Origin of the sequence: Streptomyces sp. Ag109_O5-10 (genome assembly GCF_900105755.1) — a bacterium.
GTDB lineage: Bacteria > Actinomycetota > Actinomycetes > Streptomycetales > Streptomycetaceae > Streptomyces.
This window is the reverse complement of the sequence record NZ_FNTQ01000001.1, coordinates 546,554-561,619: the sequence shown is the minus strand read 5'-3', so window position 1 is coordinate 561,619 and position 15,066 is coordinate 546,554. Positions and strand designations below refer to the sequence as shown.

General features: G+C 72.7%; 13 protein-coding genes and 1 pseudogene. 7 read left to right on the top strand and 7 right to left on the bottom strand.

Annotated elements, in window-relative coordinates; all coding sequences use genetic code 11:
• The first annotated feature begins 2 nt into the window (after positions 1 to 2).
• Positions 3 to 1,073: an adenosine deaminase gene (locus BLW82_RS02750; RefSeq protein WP_093497286.1), complete on the top strand. Its 1,071-nt coding sequence runs from the start codon at positions 3 to 5 to the stop codon at positions 1,071 to 1,073.
• On the opposite strand, the gene BLW82_RS02745 is transcribed toward BLW82_RS02750, so the two are convergent.
• From BLW82_RS02745 to BLW82_RS02735, 3 genes are all read right to left on the bottom strand, one after another.
• Positions 1,055 to 1,570 (bottom strand): mycothiol transferase, encoded by a 516-nt coding sequence (locus tag BLW82_RS02745; RefSeq protein ID WP_093497285.1) that lies wholly within the window; start codon positions 1,568 to 1,570, stop codon positions 1,055 to 1,057. The genes BLW82_RS02750 and BLW82_RS02745 overlap by 19 nt on opposite strands.
• Before the next feature lie 27 nt (positions 1,571 to 1,597).
• On the bottom strand, positions 1,598 to 3,088 hold the full coding sequence (locus BLW82_RS02740; RefSeq protein ID WP_093497284.1) for a carotenoid oxygenase family protein: 1,491 nt from the start codon (positions 3,086 to 3,088) through the stop codon (positions 1,598 to 1,600).
• A gap of 65 nt (positions 3,089 to 3,153) precedes the next feature.
• Complete coding sequence (locus BLW82_RS02735) at positions 3,154 to 4,068, bottom strand: LysR family transcriptional regulator (RefSeq protein WP_093497283.1); 915 nt, start codon at positions 4,066 to 4,068, stop codon at positions 3,154 to 3,156.
• A gap of 111 nt (positions 4,069 to 4,179) precedes the next feature.
• On the opposite strand from BLW82_RS02735, the gene mgrA reads away from it, so the two are divergent.
• Positions 4,180 to 5,172, top strand: coding sequence for an L-glyceraldehyde 3-phosphate reductase (mgrA, locus tag BLW82_RS02730; protein WP_093497282.1), 993 nt, complete (start codon positions 4,180 to 4,182; stop codon positions 5,170 to 5,172).
• 173 nt (positions 5,173 to 5,345) lie between these two features.
• On the opposite strand, the gene BLW82_RS02725 is transcribed toward mgrA, so the two are convergent.
• A complete protein-coding gene (locus tag BLW82_RS02725; RefSeq protein ID WP_093497281.1) occupies positions 5,346 to 5,729 on the bottom strand; it encodes a nuclear transport factor 2 family protein in 384 nt (127 codons plus the stop codon).
• A 310-nt stretch (positions 5,730 to 6,039) separates the two neighbouring features.
• Here BLW82_RS02725 and BLW82_RS02720 point away from each other — a divergent pair, with 310 nt between their 5' ends.
• The 3 genes from BLW82_RS02720 (at position 6,040) to BLW82_RS02710 (ending at position 9,444) form a co-directional block, all read left to right on the top strand.
• On the top strand, positions 6,040 to 6,450 hold the full coding sequence (locus BLW82_RS02720) for a hypothetical protein (protein WP_093507813.1): 411 nt from the start codon (positions 6,040 to 6,042) through the stop codon (positions 6,448 to 6,450).
• Between the two features lie 65 nt (positions 6,451 to 6,515).
• Positions 6,516 to 8,858, top strand: a complete 2,343-nt coding sequence (locus tag BLW82_RS02715; protein ID WP_093497280.1) for an FHA domain-containing protein — start codon at positions 6,516 to 6,518, stop codon at positions 8,856 to 8,858.
• A 7-nt stretch (positions 8,859 to 8,865) separates the two neighbouring features.
• The gene (locus tag BLW82_RS02710; protein ID WP_093497279.1) at positions 8,866 to 9,444 is read left to right on the top strand and encodes an SH3 domain-containing protein; all 579 of its coding nucleotides are present in this window, start codon (positions 8,866 to 8,868) and stop codon (positions 9,442 to 9,444) included.
• A gap of 13 nt (positions 9,445 to 9,457) precedes the next feature.
• Here the strand turns inward: BLW82_RS02710 and BLW82_RS02705 are convergent, their stop codons facing one another.
• Positions 9,458 to 10,747, bottom strand: coding sequence for a streptophobe family protein (locus tag BLW82_RS02705; protein WP_256215608.1), 1,290 nt, complete (start codon positions 10,745 to 10,747; stop codon positions 9,458 to 9,460).
• Positions 10,748 to 10,902: 155 nt separating this feature from the next.
• On the opposite strand from BLW82_RS02705, the pseudogene BLW82_RS02700 reads away from it, so the two are divergent.
• Both BLW82_RS02700 and BLW82_RS02695 read left to right on the top strand, forming a co-directional pair.
• Positions 10,903 to 12,171: pseudogene (locus BLW82_RS02700) on the top strand (DUF6777 domain-containing protein); the annotation flags it as partial.
• A 322-nt stretch (positions 12,172 to 12,493) separates the two neighbouring features.
• A complete protein-coding gene (locus BLW82_RS02695) occupies positions 12,494 to 12,946 on the top strand; it encodes an ATP-binding protein (protein WP_093497278.1) in 453 nt (150 codons plus the stop codon).
• A 101-nt stretch (positions 12,947 to 13,047) separates the two neighbouring features.
• Here BLW82_RS02695 and BLW82_RS02690 read toward each other — a convergent pair whose 3' ends face one another.
• Both BLW82_RS02690 and BLW82_RS02685 read right to left on the bottom strand, forming a co-directional pair.
• Positions 13,048 to 13,935, bottom strand: a complete 888-nt coding sequence (locus tag BLW82_RS02690) for an RNA polymerase sigma factor SigF (RefSeq protein ID WP_093497277.1) — start codon at positions 13,933 to 13,935, stop codon at positions 13,048 to 13,050.
• Between the two features lie 205 nt (positions 13,936 to 14,140).
• The gene (locus tag BLW82_RS02685; protein ID WP_256215607.1) at positions 14,141 to 14,953 is read right to left on the bottom strand and encodes a class I SAM-dependent methyltransferase; all 813 of its coding nucleotides are present in this window, start codon (positions 14,951 to 14,953) and stop codon (positions 14,141 to 14,143) included.
• Between the last annotated feature and the right edge of the window lie 113 nt (positions 14,954 to 15,066).

The window sequence follows — 15,066 nt, the reverse complement described above, 5'->3', positions numbered from 1 at the left end:
CCATGACTGCTACGCGCGTAGACGCAGACGTGATCCGTCGCCTCCCCAAGGCCGTCCTGCACGACCACCTCGACGGCGGCCTGCGCCCCGCCACCCTGGTCGAGCTCGCGGCCGAGGTCGGTCACACCCTGCCCACCACCGACCCCGACGAGCTGGCCGCCTGGTACGTCGAGGCCGCCAACTCCGGCGACCTGGTGCGTTACATAGCCACCTTCGAGCACACCCTCGCCGTCGTGCAGTCCAAGGAGGGGCTGCGGCGGGTCGCCGAGGAGTACGTCCTCGACCTGGCCGCCGACGGGGTCGTCTACGGCGAGGTGCGCTACGCACCGGAGCTGAACGTGAAGGGCGGCCTCACGCTGCACGAGGTCGTGGAGAGCGTGCAGGAAGGGCTCGCCGCCGGCATGGCGAAGGCCGCCGCCGCGGGCACGCCCGTCCGTGTCGGCACCCTGCTCTGCGGGATGCGGATGTTCGACCGGGTCCGCGAGGCCGCCGAAGCGGCCGTCGCCTACCGGGACGCCGGCGTCGTCGGCTTCGACATCGCCGGTGCCGAGGCCGGCTTCCCGGCCGCCGACCACCTGGACGCCTTCCGGTACCTGCGCGAGGAGAGCGTGCCCTTCACGATCCACGCCGGCGAGGCGTTCGGCCTGCCCAGCATCCACCAGGCGGTCCAGGCGTGCGGTGCCCAGCGCATCGGGCACGGCGTGCGCATCACCGAGGACATCGTGGACGGCAAGCTCGGCCGCCTCGCCGGCTGGGTGCGCGACCGCCGTATCGCCCTGGAGATGTGCCCCACCTCCAACCTGCAGACCGGCTGTGCCACCTCGATCGCCGAGCACCCGATCACCGCGCTGAAGGAACTGGGCTTCCGGGTCACCCTCAACACCGACAACCGGCTGGTCTCGGGGACGACGATGACCCGGGAGATGTCCCTGCTGGTCGAGGAGGCGGGCTGGACCGTCGAGGACCTGCGCACGGTCACGGTGAACGCCCTGAAGAGCGCGTTCATCCCGTTCGACGAGCGCAGGGCCCTCATCGAGGACGTGGTCCTGCCGGGTTACGCCTCCGTGCTCTGAAGCAGCCCCCGCAGGTAGGCGGCCTGTCCGACGTGCTGAAGGTCGTCGGACAGGACGCTCACCAGCCGCACGCCCAGCGTGACCGGCGGATCGAAGCGGGTGTCCACGATCCGTTCCAGGTCCTTGGCCGGGAGCTCGCGCAGCACCCCCAGGGTCTGCTCGTGCACCGCGTCGTGGTAGCCGGTCAGCAGGTCGCCGGAGTCCACCCTGACCTTCGCGACCTCGGCGGGCGTATGCCCGTACCCGTGGTCACGGGGTGGCAGGCCGAGGCCGAAACGCTTCTCCCAGCCCTGGGTCAGCCACACCTGGTCGAGGTCGAAGGCGTCGGCGATGTGGTCGTCCTGGATCCGGGTGAGGTGCCAGACCAGCCAGGTGATGGAGTTGGCGTCAGGGGCGGGGAGCCTGTTGAGCAGGTCGGGGTCGGCGCCGTCGAGGGCGGCATGGACTTCTTCCTGGATGCGGCCGAAGCCGTCGATGAGGATGTCCCTTGCATGCATACGACCACGATCGCGCATCGCCGGTCGTCATGCGTCCGGAATCCAGCTTCCGTGGAAACCGAGCGGCACCCGGCCCGGCAGGTGGACCCGGGCCAGCGGCTCCCCGGTGAAGTCCTGCGCGGCGAGGATCAGCAGGTCGGCGGCGCCGCGGTCCGGGTTGTGGACGTAGGCGATCGCGTACCCGTCGTCCTCGCGGCGCCCGTGCTCGCCCGGCACGAACACCGCCTCGCCCGCCGCCGCGCCCCTCGGCAGCCGGTGCACCTCGGCGGTGCCGCGCGCGAGGTCGTGCTTGAGGAGGGCGTTGGAGAAGGCGCGGTCCGGCGGATTGCCGTCGCCGGCCAGATAGGCGACGGACATCTCGGCGGCGGCCGCCGAGTAGCCGTAACGGTGCCGGCGGGACACCAGCTCCTCGTTGACGCGCGGGAATTCCTGCGGGCGGTCGTCGAGGGTGCGCCTGCGGACCCGCCCGCGGCGCAGGTCGACCGTCCAGCGCTCCAGCCTGGCGGTGCCCACCGCGTGCGGGCCGTCGGTGGTGGCGCCCGCGACGTCGAAGGGGGCCGGATAGGTCGTCAGGTCGATCACCACGGGCCCGCCCTCGTCGTACGCGTTGAGCGTGTGCGAGTAGAAGACCGGGTCGACGCCGAACCAGCGGACGGCGCCCCCGGACCGGGGCATCACGCCCACCCGGGCCGGGTGTTCCCGGTTCCAGACGTACGGCACCAGTGCGCCCGCCTCGGCCGCCGCCGCGTCGAAGGTGACCGGGATGTCGAAGACGACCACGTAGTTCTCGGTGAGCGCGAAGTCGTGCATCATCGGCGCGTCCGCGACCGGGATCCGGGTGGTGCGGGCGACCCGGCCGGCCGGGCCCACGACCAGGTGCCGGACGTGGTCCCAGGTCGGGTAGTAGGCGATCGCGTGCAGCTCGTCCGCGTGCGCGTCGTACTTGGTGTGCGCGGTGAACGCGCCCTCCAGGGAGCCGCCGAAGTCGTAGCTGCCCACCGTGCCGAGTTCGCCGTCGAGTTCGTACGGCAGCGGGCCGCTCTCCTGGAGTGCGAGGATCCGCCCCCGGTAGGGAATGACATGGGTGTTGCAGGCGAAGTCGTCCGGCGGGACCGGACCGGGGTAGGTCTCGCCGAGCTCCGCGGTCACCTGGGAGGACCGCACCCAGCGGTTGCGGTACCACTCGGCGCGGCCGTCGCGCAGGCGTACCCCGTGCACCATGCCCGCGCCCAGCATCCAGTGGTGGGCGCGCGGATCCTCCAGGCCGAGCACGTTCGGGCCGTTGCGCAGGTAACGGCCGTTCAGGTCGCTCGGGATGCGGCCGGTGACCGGCAGGTCGAAGGCCGTGAGCTCCTCGGTGACCGGGGCGAACGCGCCCTCGAGAAAGGGATACCGCCGATCCGCCGGGTCCGGTGCCGCTGCCGCTGCCGCCGGACGGACCGTCGCTCCCGTCAGCGCGCCCGCCACCGCCAGGCCCGCCGCCCCGCGCAGCACCGTACGCCGTGTGTGTTCCGCCATCTCCGTACTCCCCGTCGCGTCGTCGTCGTGGACATCCACGAGTCTGCGGCGACGGGCTGGCCGGGTCAGGAGGGGCAGGGCCCGTCCAGGGGTGTTGCCAGCCCCCCTGTTTCGAGGAGGGTGATCAGCGCCCGGGCCGCCGGGCTGGTGGCCGACTCCGGCGGCAGCAGGGCGACCGTCTCGTACGCGGTCTCGTCGGTGTCCTTGAGCGCGAGCGCGGTCAGCGTGGGGCGCTTGTGGCGGAAGTGCCGGGGTACGACGGCGATGCCGAGGTTCTCGTCGACCAGGTCGAGGAGACTGTGCACGTCGTTCACCTCGAGGGCGACCGTACGCCGCACGCCCGCCTCGGCGAAGGCCACGTCGGTCGAGCGGCGCGGGCCCCAGTCCGGGTGGAAGTCGACGAACACCTCCCCGCCCAGGTCCTCCGGGGTCACGGCCGGGCCCGCCGTCGCCAGCCGGTGGCTGGGATGGCAGAGCACGGTCATCGGCTCGGCGGTCAGGGACACCGAACGCAGCTGATCGGTGTCGTCCTGGGTGCGGTAGGCGAAGGCCAGGTCGAGCCGGCCCGCCCCCACCTCCTCGGCGAGCGCGCCCGAACCGGCCTGTCGCAACCGGATCTCCACGTCCGGGTGGCGGCGCCGGAAAGCGGCGAGCAGCCCCGCCACGTGCACCCCGGCGATGCACTGCTCGGTGCCCAGCGCCAGCGTCCCGCGCAGCACGCCCTGCACCGCGGCCACCGCCTCGTGCGCGGAGCGCACCTGGGCGAGGATCCGCTCCGCCTCGCCGAGCAGCGCCCGGCCCGCCTCGGTCAGCGTCACGCGGCGGGTCGTGCGCACGAACAGCGGCGCCCGCAGCTCCCGCTCCAGGGCCCGGATGGAGGCCGACAGACCGGACTGGGACACCATGAGCCGCTCGGCGGCCCGGGTGAAGTGCTGGTCCTCGGCGACGGCGACGAAGTGCTGGAGGTGGCGCAGTTCCATGATTGAGCAGCCTAGCCGCACAATTCCATCGGATTCTCCTGTTGGACCACTGCCCGCGGCTCGGGAAAGAGTGGGATCGGTAGATCCTGTGCCAACCCCTCTGGAGTCGCGTTGTACACCGCACACCCCGACCGCTACGCCGACATGCCGTACCGCCGCAGCGGCCGCAGCGGCCTGAAGCTCCCCGCGCTGTCGCTCGGCCTGTGGCACAACTTCGGGCCCGACCGGCCCGTGACGACCCAGCGCGCCATCCTGCGCCGTGCCTTCGACCTCGGCGTCACCCACTTCGACCTCGCCAACAACTACGGCCCGCCGCCCGGCGCCGCCGAGTCCGCGTTCGGCGAGGCCCTCCGCGCGGACTTCGCGGCCTACCGCGACGAGCTGGTCATCTCCACCAAGGCCGGCTACCTGATGTGGCCCGGGCCGTACGGCGAGTGGGGTTCGCGGAAGTACGTGCTGTCCTCGCTCGACCAGTCCCTGACCCGGATGGGCCTGGACTACGTGGACATCTTCTACTCGCACCGCCCGGACCCGGAGACTCCCCTGGAGGAGACGATGGGCGCCCTGCACTCCGCGGTCCAGCAGGGCAAGGCGCTCTACGTCGGCATCTCCAACTACTCGGCGGAGCAGACCCGCGAGGCCGCCCGGATCCTCGGGGAGCTCGGCACGCCGCTCCTCATCCACCAGCCGCGCTACTCGATGCTCGACCGCCGCCCGGAGACGGAGGGCCTGCTGGACGCCCTCGACGAGCTGCAGGTCGGCTCGATCGTCTTCTCCCCGCTGGAGCAGGGCCTGCTCACCGGCCGCTACCTCGACGGCATCCCGGAGGGGTCGCGGGCCGCGAGCGGCAGCCCGTTCCTGAACTCGGACGCGGTCACCGCGGACCTGGTCGCCCAGCTGCGCGACCTCGACGAGGTGGCCAAGGGCCGCGGCCAGACCCTGGCCCAGCTGGCCCTGGCCTGGGTGCTGCGCGGCGGCCGGGTGACCTCCGCGCTGATCGGCGCGAGCAGCCCACAGCAGGTCGAGGACTGCGTCGGCGCCATCCGGAACCTCGACTTCGACGCGGAGGAGCTGGTGCGGATCGACGCGATCATCAACCGGTGAGCCGGCCGGTGGCCGCCGGATGAGCGACCCGAATCGTCATCCGGCGGCCGAGCCGATGCGTTGCCGGGCGGTCGACCCGAATCGTCGCCCGGCGACCGGCGCGACCAGCGCGCCCGGCAACCGGCGCGCCCGTCGGCCGGCGCGCCCGTCGGCCGTTCAGCCCGGGCGCCGGCTCACGCTCCGGCCGGAACCCGGTCCAGGAAGCCCAGGACCCGGAGGATCCGGCCGTCCTCACTGAGTGTGATCACGTCAAAACCGGCCACCGGAGCCGAGCCCTCCGCCTCGTTCACCAGCTCCCAGCCGAAGCGGGCCGTGTCGTGGTGGCCGTCGACGACCCCGAGCGGACGGAAGACGAAACCCGGGAACTGCTCGTGCACCGCCGCGATCACGGCCGTGATCTGCGCATGTCCGGAGACATCCGCGAGCGGGTCGGTGTAACCGCCCTCCGGCGCCCAGGCCGCCGCGACCGCCTTGCCCCGCGCCTCCGGCTCGGTGGCGTTCCAGGCCTCGAAGTAGCGGGCGGCGGCGGTCTGGTAACGGTCGGTGTTCACGGACATGGTGAATCAGCCTCCATCGAGGTCGTCAGCGCTGGTCAGGGACCGGATCGCGGTGTGCGGCGATCCGTTGGCACCACCATGCCCCGGTCCGTGCGGCGGGTCGATTACCCCTCGGGTAATGAAGGCCGGCCGCCGCAGCTCGCGCATTTCGGCCAATTCGCAGGGGGAATATGCCAAGAGACTGGCCGGAAAGGTGTGGTGACAGTGTTTCGAAAGTGAACATACTCGAATGTCAGGAGCACTTCACCGCACAGGAGCCGCACGGAAACCCGGCCGCGACGGCACACCGGCGAGCTACGGGGGAGTGATCGTGCACGACGAATTCCTGTGCCATGTCACGGCATACGGCACGTGCGGCGGGCAACGCATCGGCGTTCCGCTCGGCACCTACCGTGCGCCGACGCTGGCACTGGCGCTGTGGTGGTTACGGGACCGGGCCTCCTGGATCGCCGAACGCCTCGACCCCTTACCCGAGAATCCCAGATTCCCGCACGGATCACTGGTCCCGGTCGCCGAGACCGTCTCCGACGTACCCGGCCTGCTGCGCGCCTGGTGCGCCGACGCGGCCCGGCAGGAACTGGTCGCCGACGAGCTGGCCGGCGGACGGCTGGTGCGGATCGCGCTCCAGGACGACACCACGGAGTACGAACTGCTCGCCGAGTCCGTCGACGCCCTGCGGATGCAGCGCACCATCCCGGCCCTCGTCGTCCCCGTCGGCTGACCGGGACGGCCGCCGGCGCGGCCATGACCAGGCACAGAACAGGCCGGATCGGTAGAATTCTGCCCATGGCGGAGCGGCCGGTCGCCTCGACGGCGCCCGAACTCGTCCTGGAGACGGACACGGGATCCACGGTGATGAGCCCGGGCCGCGACTACCACGTCGGGCGGGACCCGTTGAGCGACATCGTCATCGACGATGCCCGGGTCTCGTGGCACCACGCGGTGCTGCGGCCCGACGACGGGCACTGGACGCTGGAGGACGAGCAGAGCACCAACGGCACCTACGCCGACGGCCGCCGCATCCGGGAGTGGGAGGTCGGACCGGGCACGGTGATCCGCTTCGGCAGCCCCGCCGACGGGCCGTCCGCCGTCCTGAGCGGCCGCCCGGCACCCGCCGCCGACCGCCCCTCCGTCGTCTCCATGCCCTCGAGGACCGGCACCTTCCGGCAGCCCTCCTCGGTGATGCGGCTCCCCGCCCGCACGGTCCGCATCGGACGCGCCGTCGACAACGACATCGTCGTCGACGACCTGATCGTCTCCCGCCACCACGCCGAACTGCGCAGCGACCCCGACGGCAGCCACGAGATCGTCGACCTCGACAGCCACAACGGCACCTACCTCAACGGCCGCGCCGTCACCCGCGCGCTGCTCGGCCCCCGGGACGTCGTCGGCATCGGCCACTCCGCGTTCTGCCTGGTCGACGGCGAGCTGCAGGAGTACGTCGACACCGGTGAGGTCTCCCTCGACGTCCAGGAACTCACCGTCGCCGTCGACCACGGCCGCAAGATCCTGCTGGACCACGTCTCCTTCCCGGTCGGCGAGAAGTGCCTGCTGGCGGTGGTCGGACCGAGCGGCGCCGGCAAGTCCACCCTGCTCAACGCCCTCACCGGCCAGCGCCCCGCCGAGCACGGCACCGTCCTCTACGACGGCCGCGACCTCTACCGCGACTACGCCGAACTGCGCCAGCGCATCGGACTGGTCCCCCAGGACGACATCCTGCACGTCCAGCTGACCGTGCGCAGCGCCCTCACCTACGCCGCCGAACTGCGCTTCCCCGAGGACACCGCGAAGGCCGAGCGCCGGCACCGGGTCGACGAGGTCATCCGGGAACTGGGCCTCGAACAGCGCGCCGAGCAGCCCGTGCACAGCCTCTCCGGCGGACAGCGCAAGCGGGTCAGCGTCGCCCTGGAACTGCTCACGAAACCGTCCCTGCTCTTCCTGGACGAGCCGACCTCCGGACTCGACCCCGGCATGGACCGCTCGGTGATGAACATGCTGCGCGGACTCGCCGACGACGGCCGCACCGTCATCGTCGTCACCCACAGCGTGCTCAGCCTCGACGTCTGCGACCGCCTGCTCGTGCTCGCACCGGGCGGCCGGACCGCCTACTTCGGGCCGCCCGGCGACGCCCTCGGCTTCTTCGGGTTCCAGGAGTGGCCGGAGGCGTTCGAGGCGTTCGAGCGGGACACCGGCCGGGACTGGGCGGGGGAGTACCGCGCCTCGTCGTACCACCGCAAGTACATCGTGAACTCCAGCGCGCAGCCGGTGCTGCCGCGCTCCGGGCCGGTGGCGGCGGCGCCACCGCCGCCCAGGCCGCGCAGCTGGGGCGCCCAGTTCTCGACGCTGGTACGCCGCTACACGGCCGCGCTCGCCGCCGACCGGACCTTCCTCGCCATCATGATCGGGCTGCCGTTCGTGATGGGCGCCATGGCCCGCGCCGTCGCCGGCAACAAGCTCACCTTCGACACCGCGACCAACGCCCTGCTCACCCTGTGCGTGGGCGGCGTGCTGACCGGCGCGGCCAACGCCGTGCGCGAACTGGTCAAGGAACGGGTCATCTACCAGCGCGAGAGAGCCGTCGGCCTGCCCAGATCGGCGTACGTGATGTCGAAGGTCGTCGTCCTCGGTGCCATCACCGTGCTCCAGGCGATCGTGCTCACCCAGGTCGGCCTGGCCGGCGTCGACCTCAACGCGCCCGGCGGCCAGGGGGTGCTGATGCCGCCCCTGCTGGAGATCACCCTCGCCGTGGCCGTGCTCTCCTTCACCGCGATGATGCTCGGCCTGCTGATCTCCGCGCTGGTCCGCAAGGAGGAGGTGACGATGCCGCTCCTTGTGCTGCTCACCGTCGTCCAGGTCGTCTTCTGCGGGACCCTGCTGAAGCTGAACGGCGTGCCGGGTCTCGAACAGCTCGCCTGGCTGGTGCCCTCGCGGTGGGCGCTCGGTGCCATGGCCGGCACCGTCGACCTGCACCGGATCGTGCCCGGCACCCTCACCGCCGACCCCCTCTTCCGGCACTCGGCGGGCGTCTGGCTGCGGAACATGGTCATGCTGATGGTGCTGGCGGCCGTCTTCGGCTGTGCGCTGTCCCGGCTGCTGCGCCGCCACGAACCGGCCGTGATGCGGAAGTAGGCGACCGATGACGACGACGCCAGGATTCCGGGCCACCCATGTCGTCCCCGGCGACGGCATGCCCGCCTGGGAGGCCCCCGACCCGGCCCGGCCCACCGTGCCCCTCGACCCGCTGCTGCCGGTGCAGCTCGTGGAACGGCACGGCGACTGGGCGCGCATCGGCTGCGCCAACGGCTGGTCCGCCTGGGTCGACGGCCGCTACCTCGTCGCCGTGCCCCAGGACCCGCCGGTCACCGGCGGCCCGCCCACCGAGGCGACCGACCCGCGCCCCCTGCTGGCCCGTGCCGCCGAGGCGCTCACCGGCTACCGGGCCGCCGTCGAGGAACTGGCCGTCGGCGGCCTCGACGGGGAGTCCTTCCGGAGCCGCACCCACGGACTGCGCATCGGCGTGGTGGTCGACGGGGAGTCGATGTGGCTGTACGACCCCGCCGAGGGACGCTGGCTGTACGGCGACGGGCGGCGGCTGTCCACGTACGTCACCGACCGCGCCGACCCGGGGCGTACCGGTCCCGACCGCGCCGACCCGGGGCGTGCCGGTCCCGACCGCGCTCCGACCCGGGTGGTCGCCCCCGACGGTGACCGCTGACGGCGGGCCGAGCTCAGGGCGCCACCTCGCCGCGCCGGTGCACCGGACGGGCCAGCAGCGCGCCCAGGAACCCGGCGAGCAGACCCCACAGCGTCCCCAGACCCACCGCCGGCCAGAGCACGGGCTCCAGCAGCAGTTCACCGGAGAGGTTGCCGCCCAGGTCGCCGATGCCGAGCAGGGAGAGGCCGTAGTGGGCGGAGATCCGGCCGGTCAGGCACAGCGTGAGCATGGTCAGCGCGAGGGCGACCGCCAGGTGCAGGGCATGCTGCCAGGCGCGGACCCGGGCCGGGGAGCGGACCGCCATCAGGAACGCGGCGGCCAGCAGCAGCACCGCGGCCACCCAGGCCAGCCACCACCAGCGGCCGTCGTGGGCGGTGACCGTACGCAGGTTCAGCGTCGAGACGTCCGGCGTGCGCAGCACCTCGGCCAGCACCTTGGGCACCGGCAGCCCGAACGGCCCGTCGACCCTGCCCTTCCAGGTGGCGCCCAGCCCCAGCGTGAGGGCCGGCCAGGCCAGGTTGGGCAGCCCGAGCAGGACCACCGCGAGCGTCTCCCTGGCATGCCCACGGGTCACCATCGTGGCCAGGGCGATCACCAGGGCCAGCACGACGTACGCCAGCAGGAGCACGACCATGGCGTACGCCGCCGGGCGCACCGAGGCCTGGAAGCGCAGCAAGCGTCCCGGCAGCGGTGCCCCGCGCGAGACCAGCAGCGCCAGCAGCAGGACGCCAGCCAGCCAGAGCAGCCCGAACCCGGCCGTCTGCGGCACATCGGTCGTGAAACCCGCCTCCGGCGCGGCGCCGAGCGCGCCGGTGAGATCACTGAGGGTGCCGCTGCCCACGTCCACCGCGAAGGTGTGCCGGGCCCCGGCCGCGAGCCCGATCAGCGCGAGCAGCCACAACGCCGCGATCCGCGTCGCCCACCCGGCCAGTTCCGCGATCCCGGCCACCGCCCGGTGCCGCAGCGGCCGCAGGAAGCCCCCGGCGGCGACCAGCGCCCCGACCAGCGTCACCGACAGCGGAACGACCGTGAGCCCGGCGTTCGTACGGGCCAGTGCGCCCGCGTTCCCCGACAGCTCGACGGCGCCGCCGACCGCCGTCACCACGGTCGCGAGAACCACCGGCACGAACGCGCCCTTCGGCAGATCCGTCGCGCCCGCCGCCCACAGCCCCAGCGCGGCAACCACGAGCATCGCGACCGACGCGGCCAGCACCACGGCCAGGGCCGGCGCCCAGCCGTGCCGGGGCACGGGCCGGCCGGGCGGCGCGGCCACCGGCCGCTCGGAGGCGATGGGAGGGCGCACGCTGCCACGCTAGGCGACGCCCTCACCCGCCGCCCGCCGGGTGGTCCGTCCGCGTCGGCTTGCGGACGACGCCGGCCCGGCGCACATTGGCCTGGACATGCCCCGAATGAGGCATTTTTCATGAATCCCGTTTACCGCACCGGGGAGATGAGCGCGTGAGTGTCGAACCGCCGTCGTCCGGCCGTCCCACCGGACCCCCCTCAGGCCCCCTGTCCGGTCCCTCCGGGCCACCTCCCGGCCCCCCTTCGCAGCCGCCCGGCGGCGGCGACGGGCAGGGCGGTGAGCCGCATCGTCCGTGGTGGAGGTCGGCGCCCCGGATCGCGACGCTCACCACCGCCGTGGTGATCGCCGCGGCCCTGGCCGTGGTCCTCACCCGTTCGGGCGACAGCTCCGGCCGGCGTGGCGAGGTCTTCCTGCAGGCCGCCAACAGCTCCGGCGAGGACCCGTTCACCGAGTCGACCGCCAAGAAGGGCACTGCCGCGCAGGTGTCCGCCGCCCCGGTCGCGGCGGGCGCGTCGGTGAACGAGGTGCGCGGGGTGAGCGGCGGAGCGCCCGGCCTCTACAGCGGCACGAAGAACAGCACCAGCTGCGACGTCGAACAGCAGATCAGGTACTTCCAGGCCTCGCCCTCCCGCAACAGGGCGTTCGCCTCGCAGGCCGGCGTACAGCCCGCCGGCGTCCCCGCCTACCTGCGCTCCCTCACCCCCGTACAGCTGCGCGCGGACACCCGGGTCACCGCCCACGGTTACCGCGACGGCAGGACGAGCACCTACCAGTCCGTCCTCCAGACGGGCACCGCCGTCCTGGTCGACGGGCACGGCGTGCCCCGGCTGCGGTGCGCCTGCGGCAACCCGCTCGCCCCGCCGGTCGCGCAGCGCTCCACCCCGAGGACCGTCGGCACCGCCTGGGCCGCCTACCGGCCCGCGAACGTGGTCGTCGTCGTACCCGCGGCGCAGGTCGTCAAGGTGTTCGTCGTCTTCGACCACGAGCACCACGACTGGTTCGGCCGCCACCGCGGCGACCACACCGGGCACGACGACCGTCCGGCCAGGCCCCCGGCCGACCCGGACCCCATGAACCCGCCGCCCCACCACGACTGCCCGCCCGCGTCCGGCCGACCCGGGTCGGCCGGCACCACCCCGTGCCCACCGACCGCGTCCGGCCCGTCGACGCCGACGAGTCCGGGGAACGGCTCCGGGTCCCCGTCGGCGAACCGGTCGTCCCCGAACTCCCCGTCCTCGCAGCCGCCGGCGTCCAAGCCGCCCTCGTCCTCATCGCCGTCCTCGAAACCGTCGTCCTCGTCACCGCCGTCGTCGACCCCACCGCGGAGCGAGTCACCGAAGACGGAGTCCCCGAAGACGGAGTCCCCGAAGACGGAGTCCCCCCGTACCGAGTCCCCCCGTACCGAATCCCCGAAGAACGAGTCGCCGGCGTCGCAGCCGCCGAAGTCACAGGGACCGGCCTCCGAGCCGCCGTCCTCCGCGCAGCCGCTCGCCCCGCAGTCCGGGCAGTCCGCGGCGTCGCCGGCCTCGCACGGCCCCGGAGCCTCGGTGTCGTCTGCCGCCCCGGCGTCCTCGGCCCGGCAGGTACCGCCCGGCCCGGCCGCCTCCGGTTCGCAGGGACTGTGACCAGCGCGACGTGAGATGTGCGCGGTCGGCGAACACCTGCGGGGACTGTCGGCGCGCACTCGGGGTACGAGCATGGGTGCACAGCGACGGGCCGGGCCGGCCTCCTGGAGAGACACGCATGATCGAAAACCTGGGCGGGGCAGTGATACCGACTGGCTTCGACGTACCCGTGGAGCCGCTGCGACGCGCGGCGCACTACACCGGTGAGCCCGGCTGCATCGCCGAGGCGCGGGACTTCGCGGCCGGCTTCCTGGAGCAGCTCAGGACCGAGTGGTGCGCCTCGATCGACCCCCGGGCCGACGGTGAGCTGCTGCTCGTGGTCAGTGAGCTGGTGACCAACGCGGACCGGCACAGCAACGGCCCGTACATCCTGGAACTGGAGGGTACGGACAGCGCGGTCCTGGTCTCCGTGTACGACAGCAGCGCCGCCCTGCCCCGGCGCTTCCCCAGGGACCCCGAGCGGGTCGGCCGGCACGGACTGGAGATCGTCCACGCCCTGGCCACGGAGGTGGTCGCCGAACGGGTGCCGGTCGGCAAGCGGGTACGCGCGCTGGTGCGCTTTCCCAGATGACCCTGTGACCCTTGTAACCCTGTGAACCTGTGAACCTGGTGACCGTCATCACGGGCGCCGCCCCGCGCGCCGGTGCGGGGCAGCGCCCGTGGATCCCGCCGTCAGGCGCAGCCGAGCTCGCCCAGCATCCCCTGACGCAGCCGCATGATGATCCGCTTGATCAGGCGGGAGACGTGCATCTGGGAGCACCCGAGCCGCTCACCGATCTCGGCCTGGGTGGCCTCCTCCACGAACCGCAGATGGATGATCTCGCGGTCCCGTTCGCTCAGCTCGGCCATGAGCGGAGCCAGCGACTGGAAGTCCTCCACCAGGCTCAGGCCTTCCTCCTCGACCCCGATGAAGTCGGCCAGCACCGCCTCGCCGCCCTCCGGGCCGTCCCCGGTCAGCGCGGCGTCAAGGGAGGAGGAGTTGTATCCGTTGGCGGCCAGCTGGCCCTCGACCACCTCGCCCTCGGACAGGTTCATGAGGGTGGCCAGCTCGGCGACCGTCGGCTCCCGGTCCAGGCGGCTGGAGAGTTCCTCGCGCGCCTTGGCCAGCTCCACGCGCAGCTCCTGGAGCCGGCGCGGCACGTGCACCGCCCAGGTGGTGTCGCGGAAGAACCGCTTGATCTCGCCCACGATGTACGGCAGCGCGAAGGAGGTGAACTCGACCTCGCGCGACAGCTCGAACCGGTCGATGGCCTTGATCAGGCCGATCATCCCGGTCTGGACGATGTCCTCCATGTCGTCGCCGCGGTTGCGGAACCGTCCGGCCGCGAACCGGACCAGCGACATGTTCATCTCGATGAGCGTGTTGCGGGCGTACTGGTACTCCTGCGTGCCCTCCTCCAGCTCGGTGAGCCGCTGGAAGAACTGGCGGGACAGCTCGCGTGCGTCGCGCGGGGCCACGGTCCGCGGGTCCTCGATTCCTGGCAGTGCCCCCTGCGTCGTCCACGCCTCGACGGGGTGAGCGGCTTTCACTGCTTCCGACCGGATCCCGGCGGTGTTCATGTCCTCTCCCAGGTCACTCACGTTGCGGCGGCGCCTCTTCGGCCGGTGTCGTCCCGGCACTGTCCAGGCGGTTACCAGCCCCGGATACCCGGAACCGGACACCCCATGCGTGCCTTGCGGCTCGGGTACCCGGTGTGACGCGACGCATGCGTCCCGTTTCCCCTCCTGGCGGAAAACCGCCGGTGGCGGGCTGTGGACGAGGTGGCTACGGCCCGACGCGGACGGCTGTGACCAGCTCGTGCCAGTACCGTTTGGTGACCACACCGCCGTACCGGGAGTCGATCAGCTCGCCGATGCCCGCGAGCAGCCCGTCCCGGGCGGCCTCCGGGAGCGCCCGGTGGTTCGAGTAGGTGAGCAGCACGTCCAGGTACTGGCCGGTGGTGTAGGTGATCTCCTGGGCGTGGCCCTGCACGGCGACGTCGGTGACATACGGGGACCCGGTGAACTCGCTCGTGTCGGTCGCGAGGTCCGCCTCGCGGGTCTGGCGCAGGCCGGGCGGGGTGGCCGGATCCCATCGCTCGTAGCACTCCTGGACCTCGGCGAAGAAGTCCTCGGTGCCGCCCGCCACGTGATGGGTGGAGACGATCCCGAGGCGGCCGCCGGGACGCAGTGCCCGGGCCGCCCTCGGCAGCCGCACCGCCGGGTCGAGCCAGTGGAAGGCGGTCGCGCAGACCACCGCGTCGAACGGCTCCGGGGGCGGCTCCCACTCTTCGAAGGCCGACACCACCACCTCCACCCGGGGGAAGGGCGCGAGCTGCCGGCGGGCGACGGCGGCCATGCTCGGGCCGATCTCCACGGCGGTGATCGAACAGCCGGACCGCGCCAGGTCGGCGGTGAGCTTGCCGGTGCCCGGGGCGATCTCCAGCACCCGGACGTCCGGCCCGGCCCCCGTGACCCGGACCAGCTCCTCGACCAGCGCGGCCGGGTAGCGGGGCCGGGCCCGTTCGTACCGCTCGGCGTCCTGGTCGAAGATGCTCCGCAGCCCCGGGTCCTTCACCTTGAATTCCAGTGCGTCCACAGTGAGCAGGATGCCGGTGCCCCTTGCCCCGGCGCCAGCGCCTCCGCCCTGTGCCGCAACGGGCGCCGGGGCCCGCGCAGTTCTCCCCCGGCCTTCGGCCTGGGGGTACCCCC

Coding starts and splice junctions, on each gene's coding strand:
- BLW82_RS02750 (WP_093497286.1), top strand. CDS start 3: ATGACTGCTACGCGCGTAGACGCAGACGTGATCCGTCGCCTCCCCAAG.
- BLW82_RS02745 (WP_093497285.1), bottom strand. CDS start 1,570: ATGCATGCAAGGGACATCCTCATCGACGGCTTCGGCCGCATCCAGGAA.
- BLW82_RS02740 (WP_093497284.1), bottom strand. CDS start 3,088: ATGGCGGAACACACACGGCGTACGGTGCTGCGCGGGGCGGCGGGCCTG.
- BLW82_RS02735 (WP_093497283.1), bottom strand. CDS start 4,068: ATGGAACTGCGCCACCTCCAGCACTTCGTCGCCGTCGCCGAGGACCAG.
- BLW82_RS02725 (WP_093497281.1), bottom strand. CDS start 5,729: ATGTCCGTGAACACCGACCGTTACCAGACCGCCGCCGCCCGCTACTTC.
- BLW82_RS02715 (WP_093497280.1), top strand. CDS start 6,516: ATGGCGGAGCGGCCGGTCGCCTCGACGGCGCCCGAACTCGTCCTGGAG.
- BLW82_RS02710 (WP_093497279.1), top strand. CDS start 8,866: ATGACGACGACGCCAGGATTCCGGGCCACCCATGTCGTCCCCGGCGAC.
- BLW82_RS02695 (WP_093497278.1), top strand. CDS start 12,494: ATGATCGAAAACCTGGGCGGGGCAGTGATACCGACTGGCTTCGACGTA.
- BLW82_RS02690 (WP_093497277.1), bottom strand. CDS start 13,935: ATGAACACCGCCGGGATCCGGTCGGAAGCAGTGAAAGCCGCTCACCCC.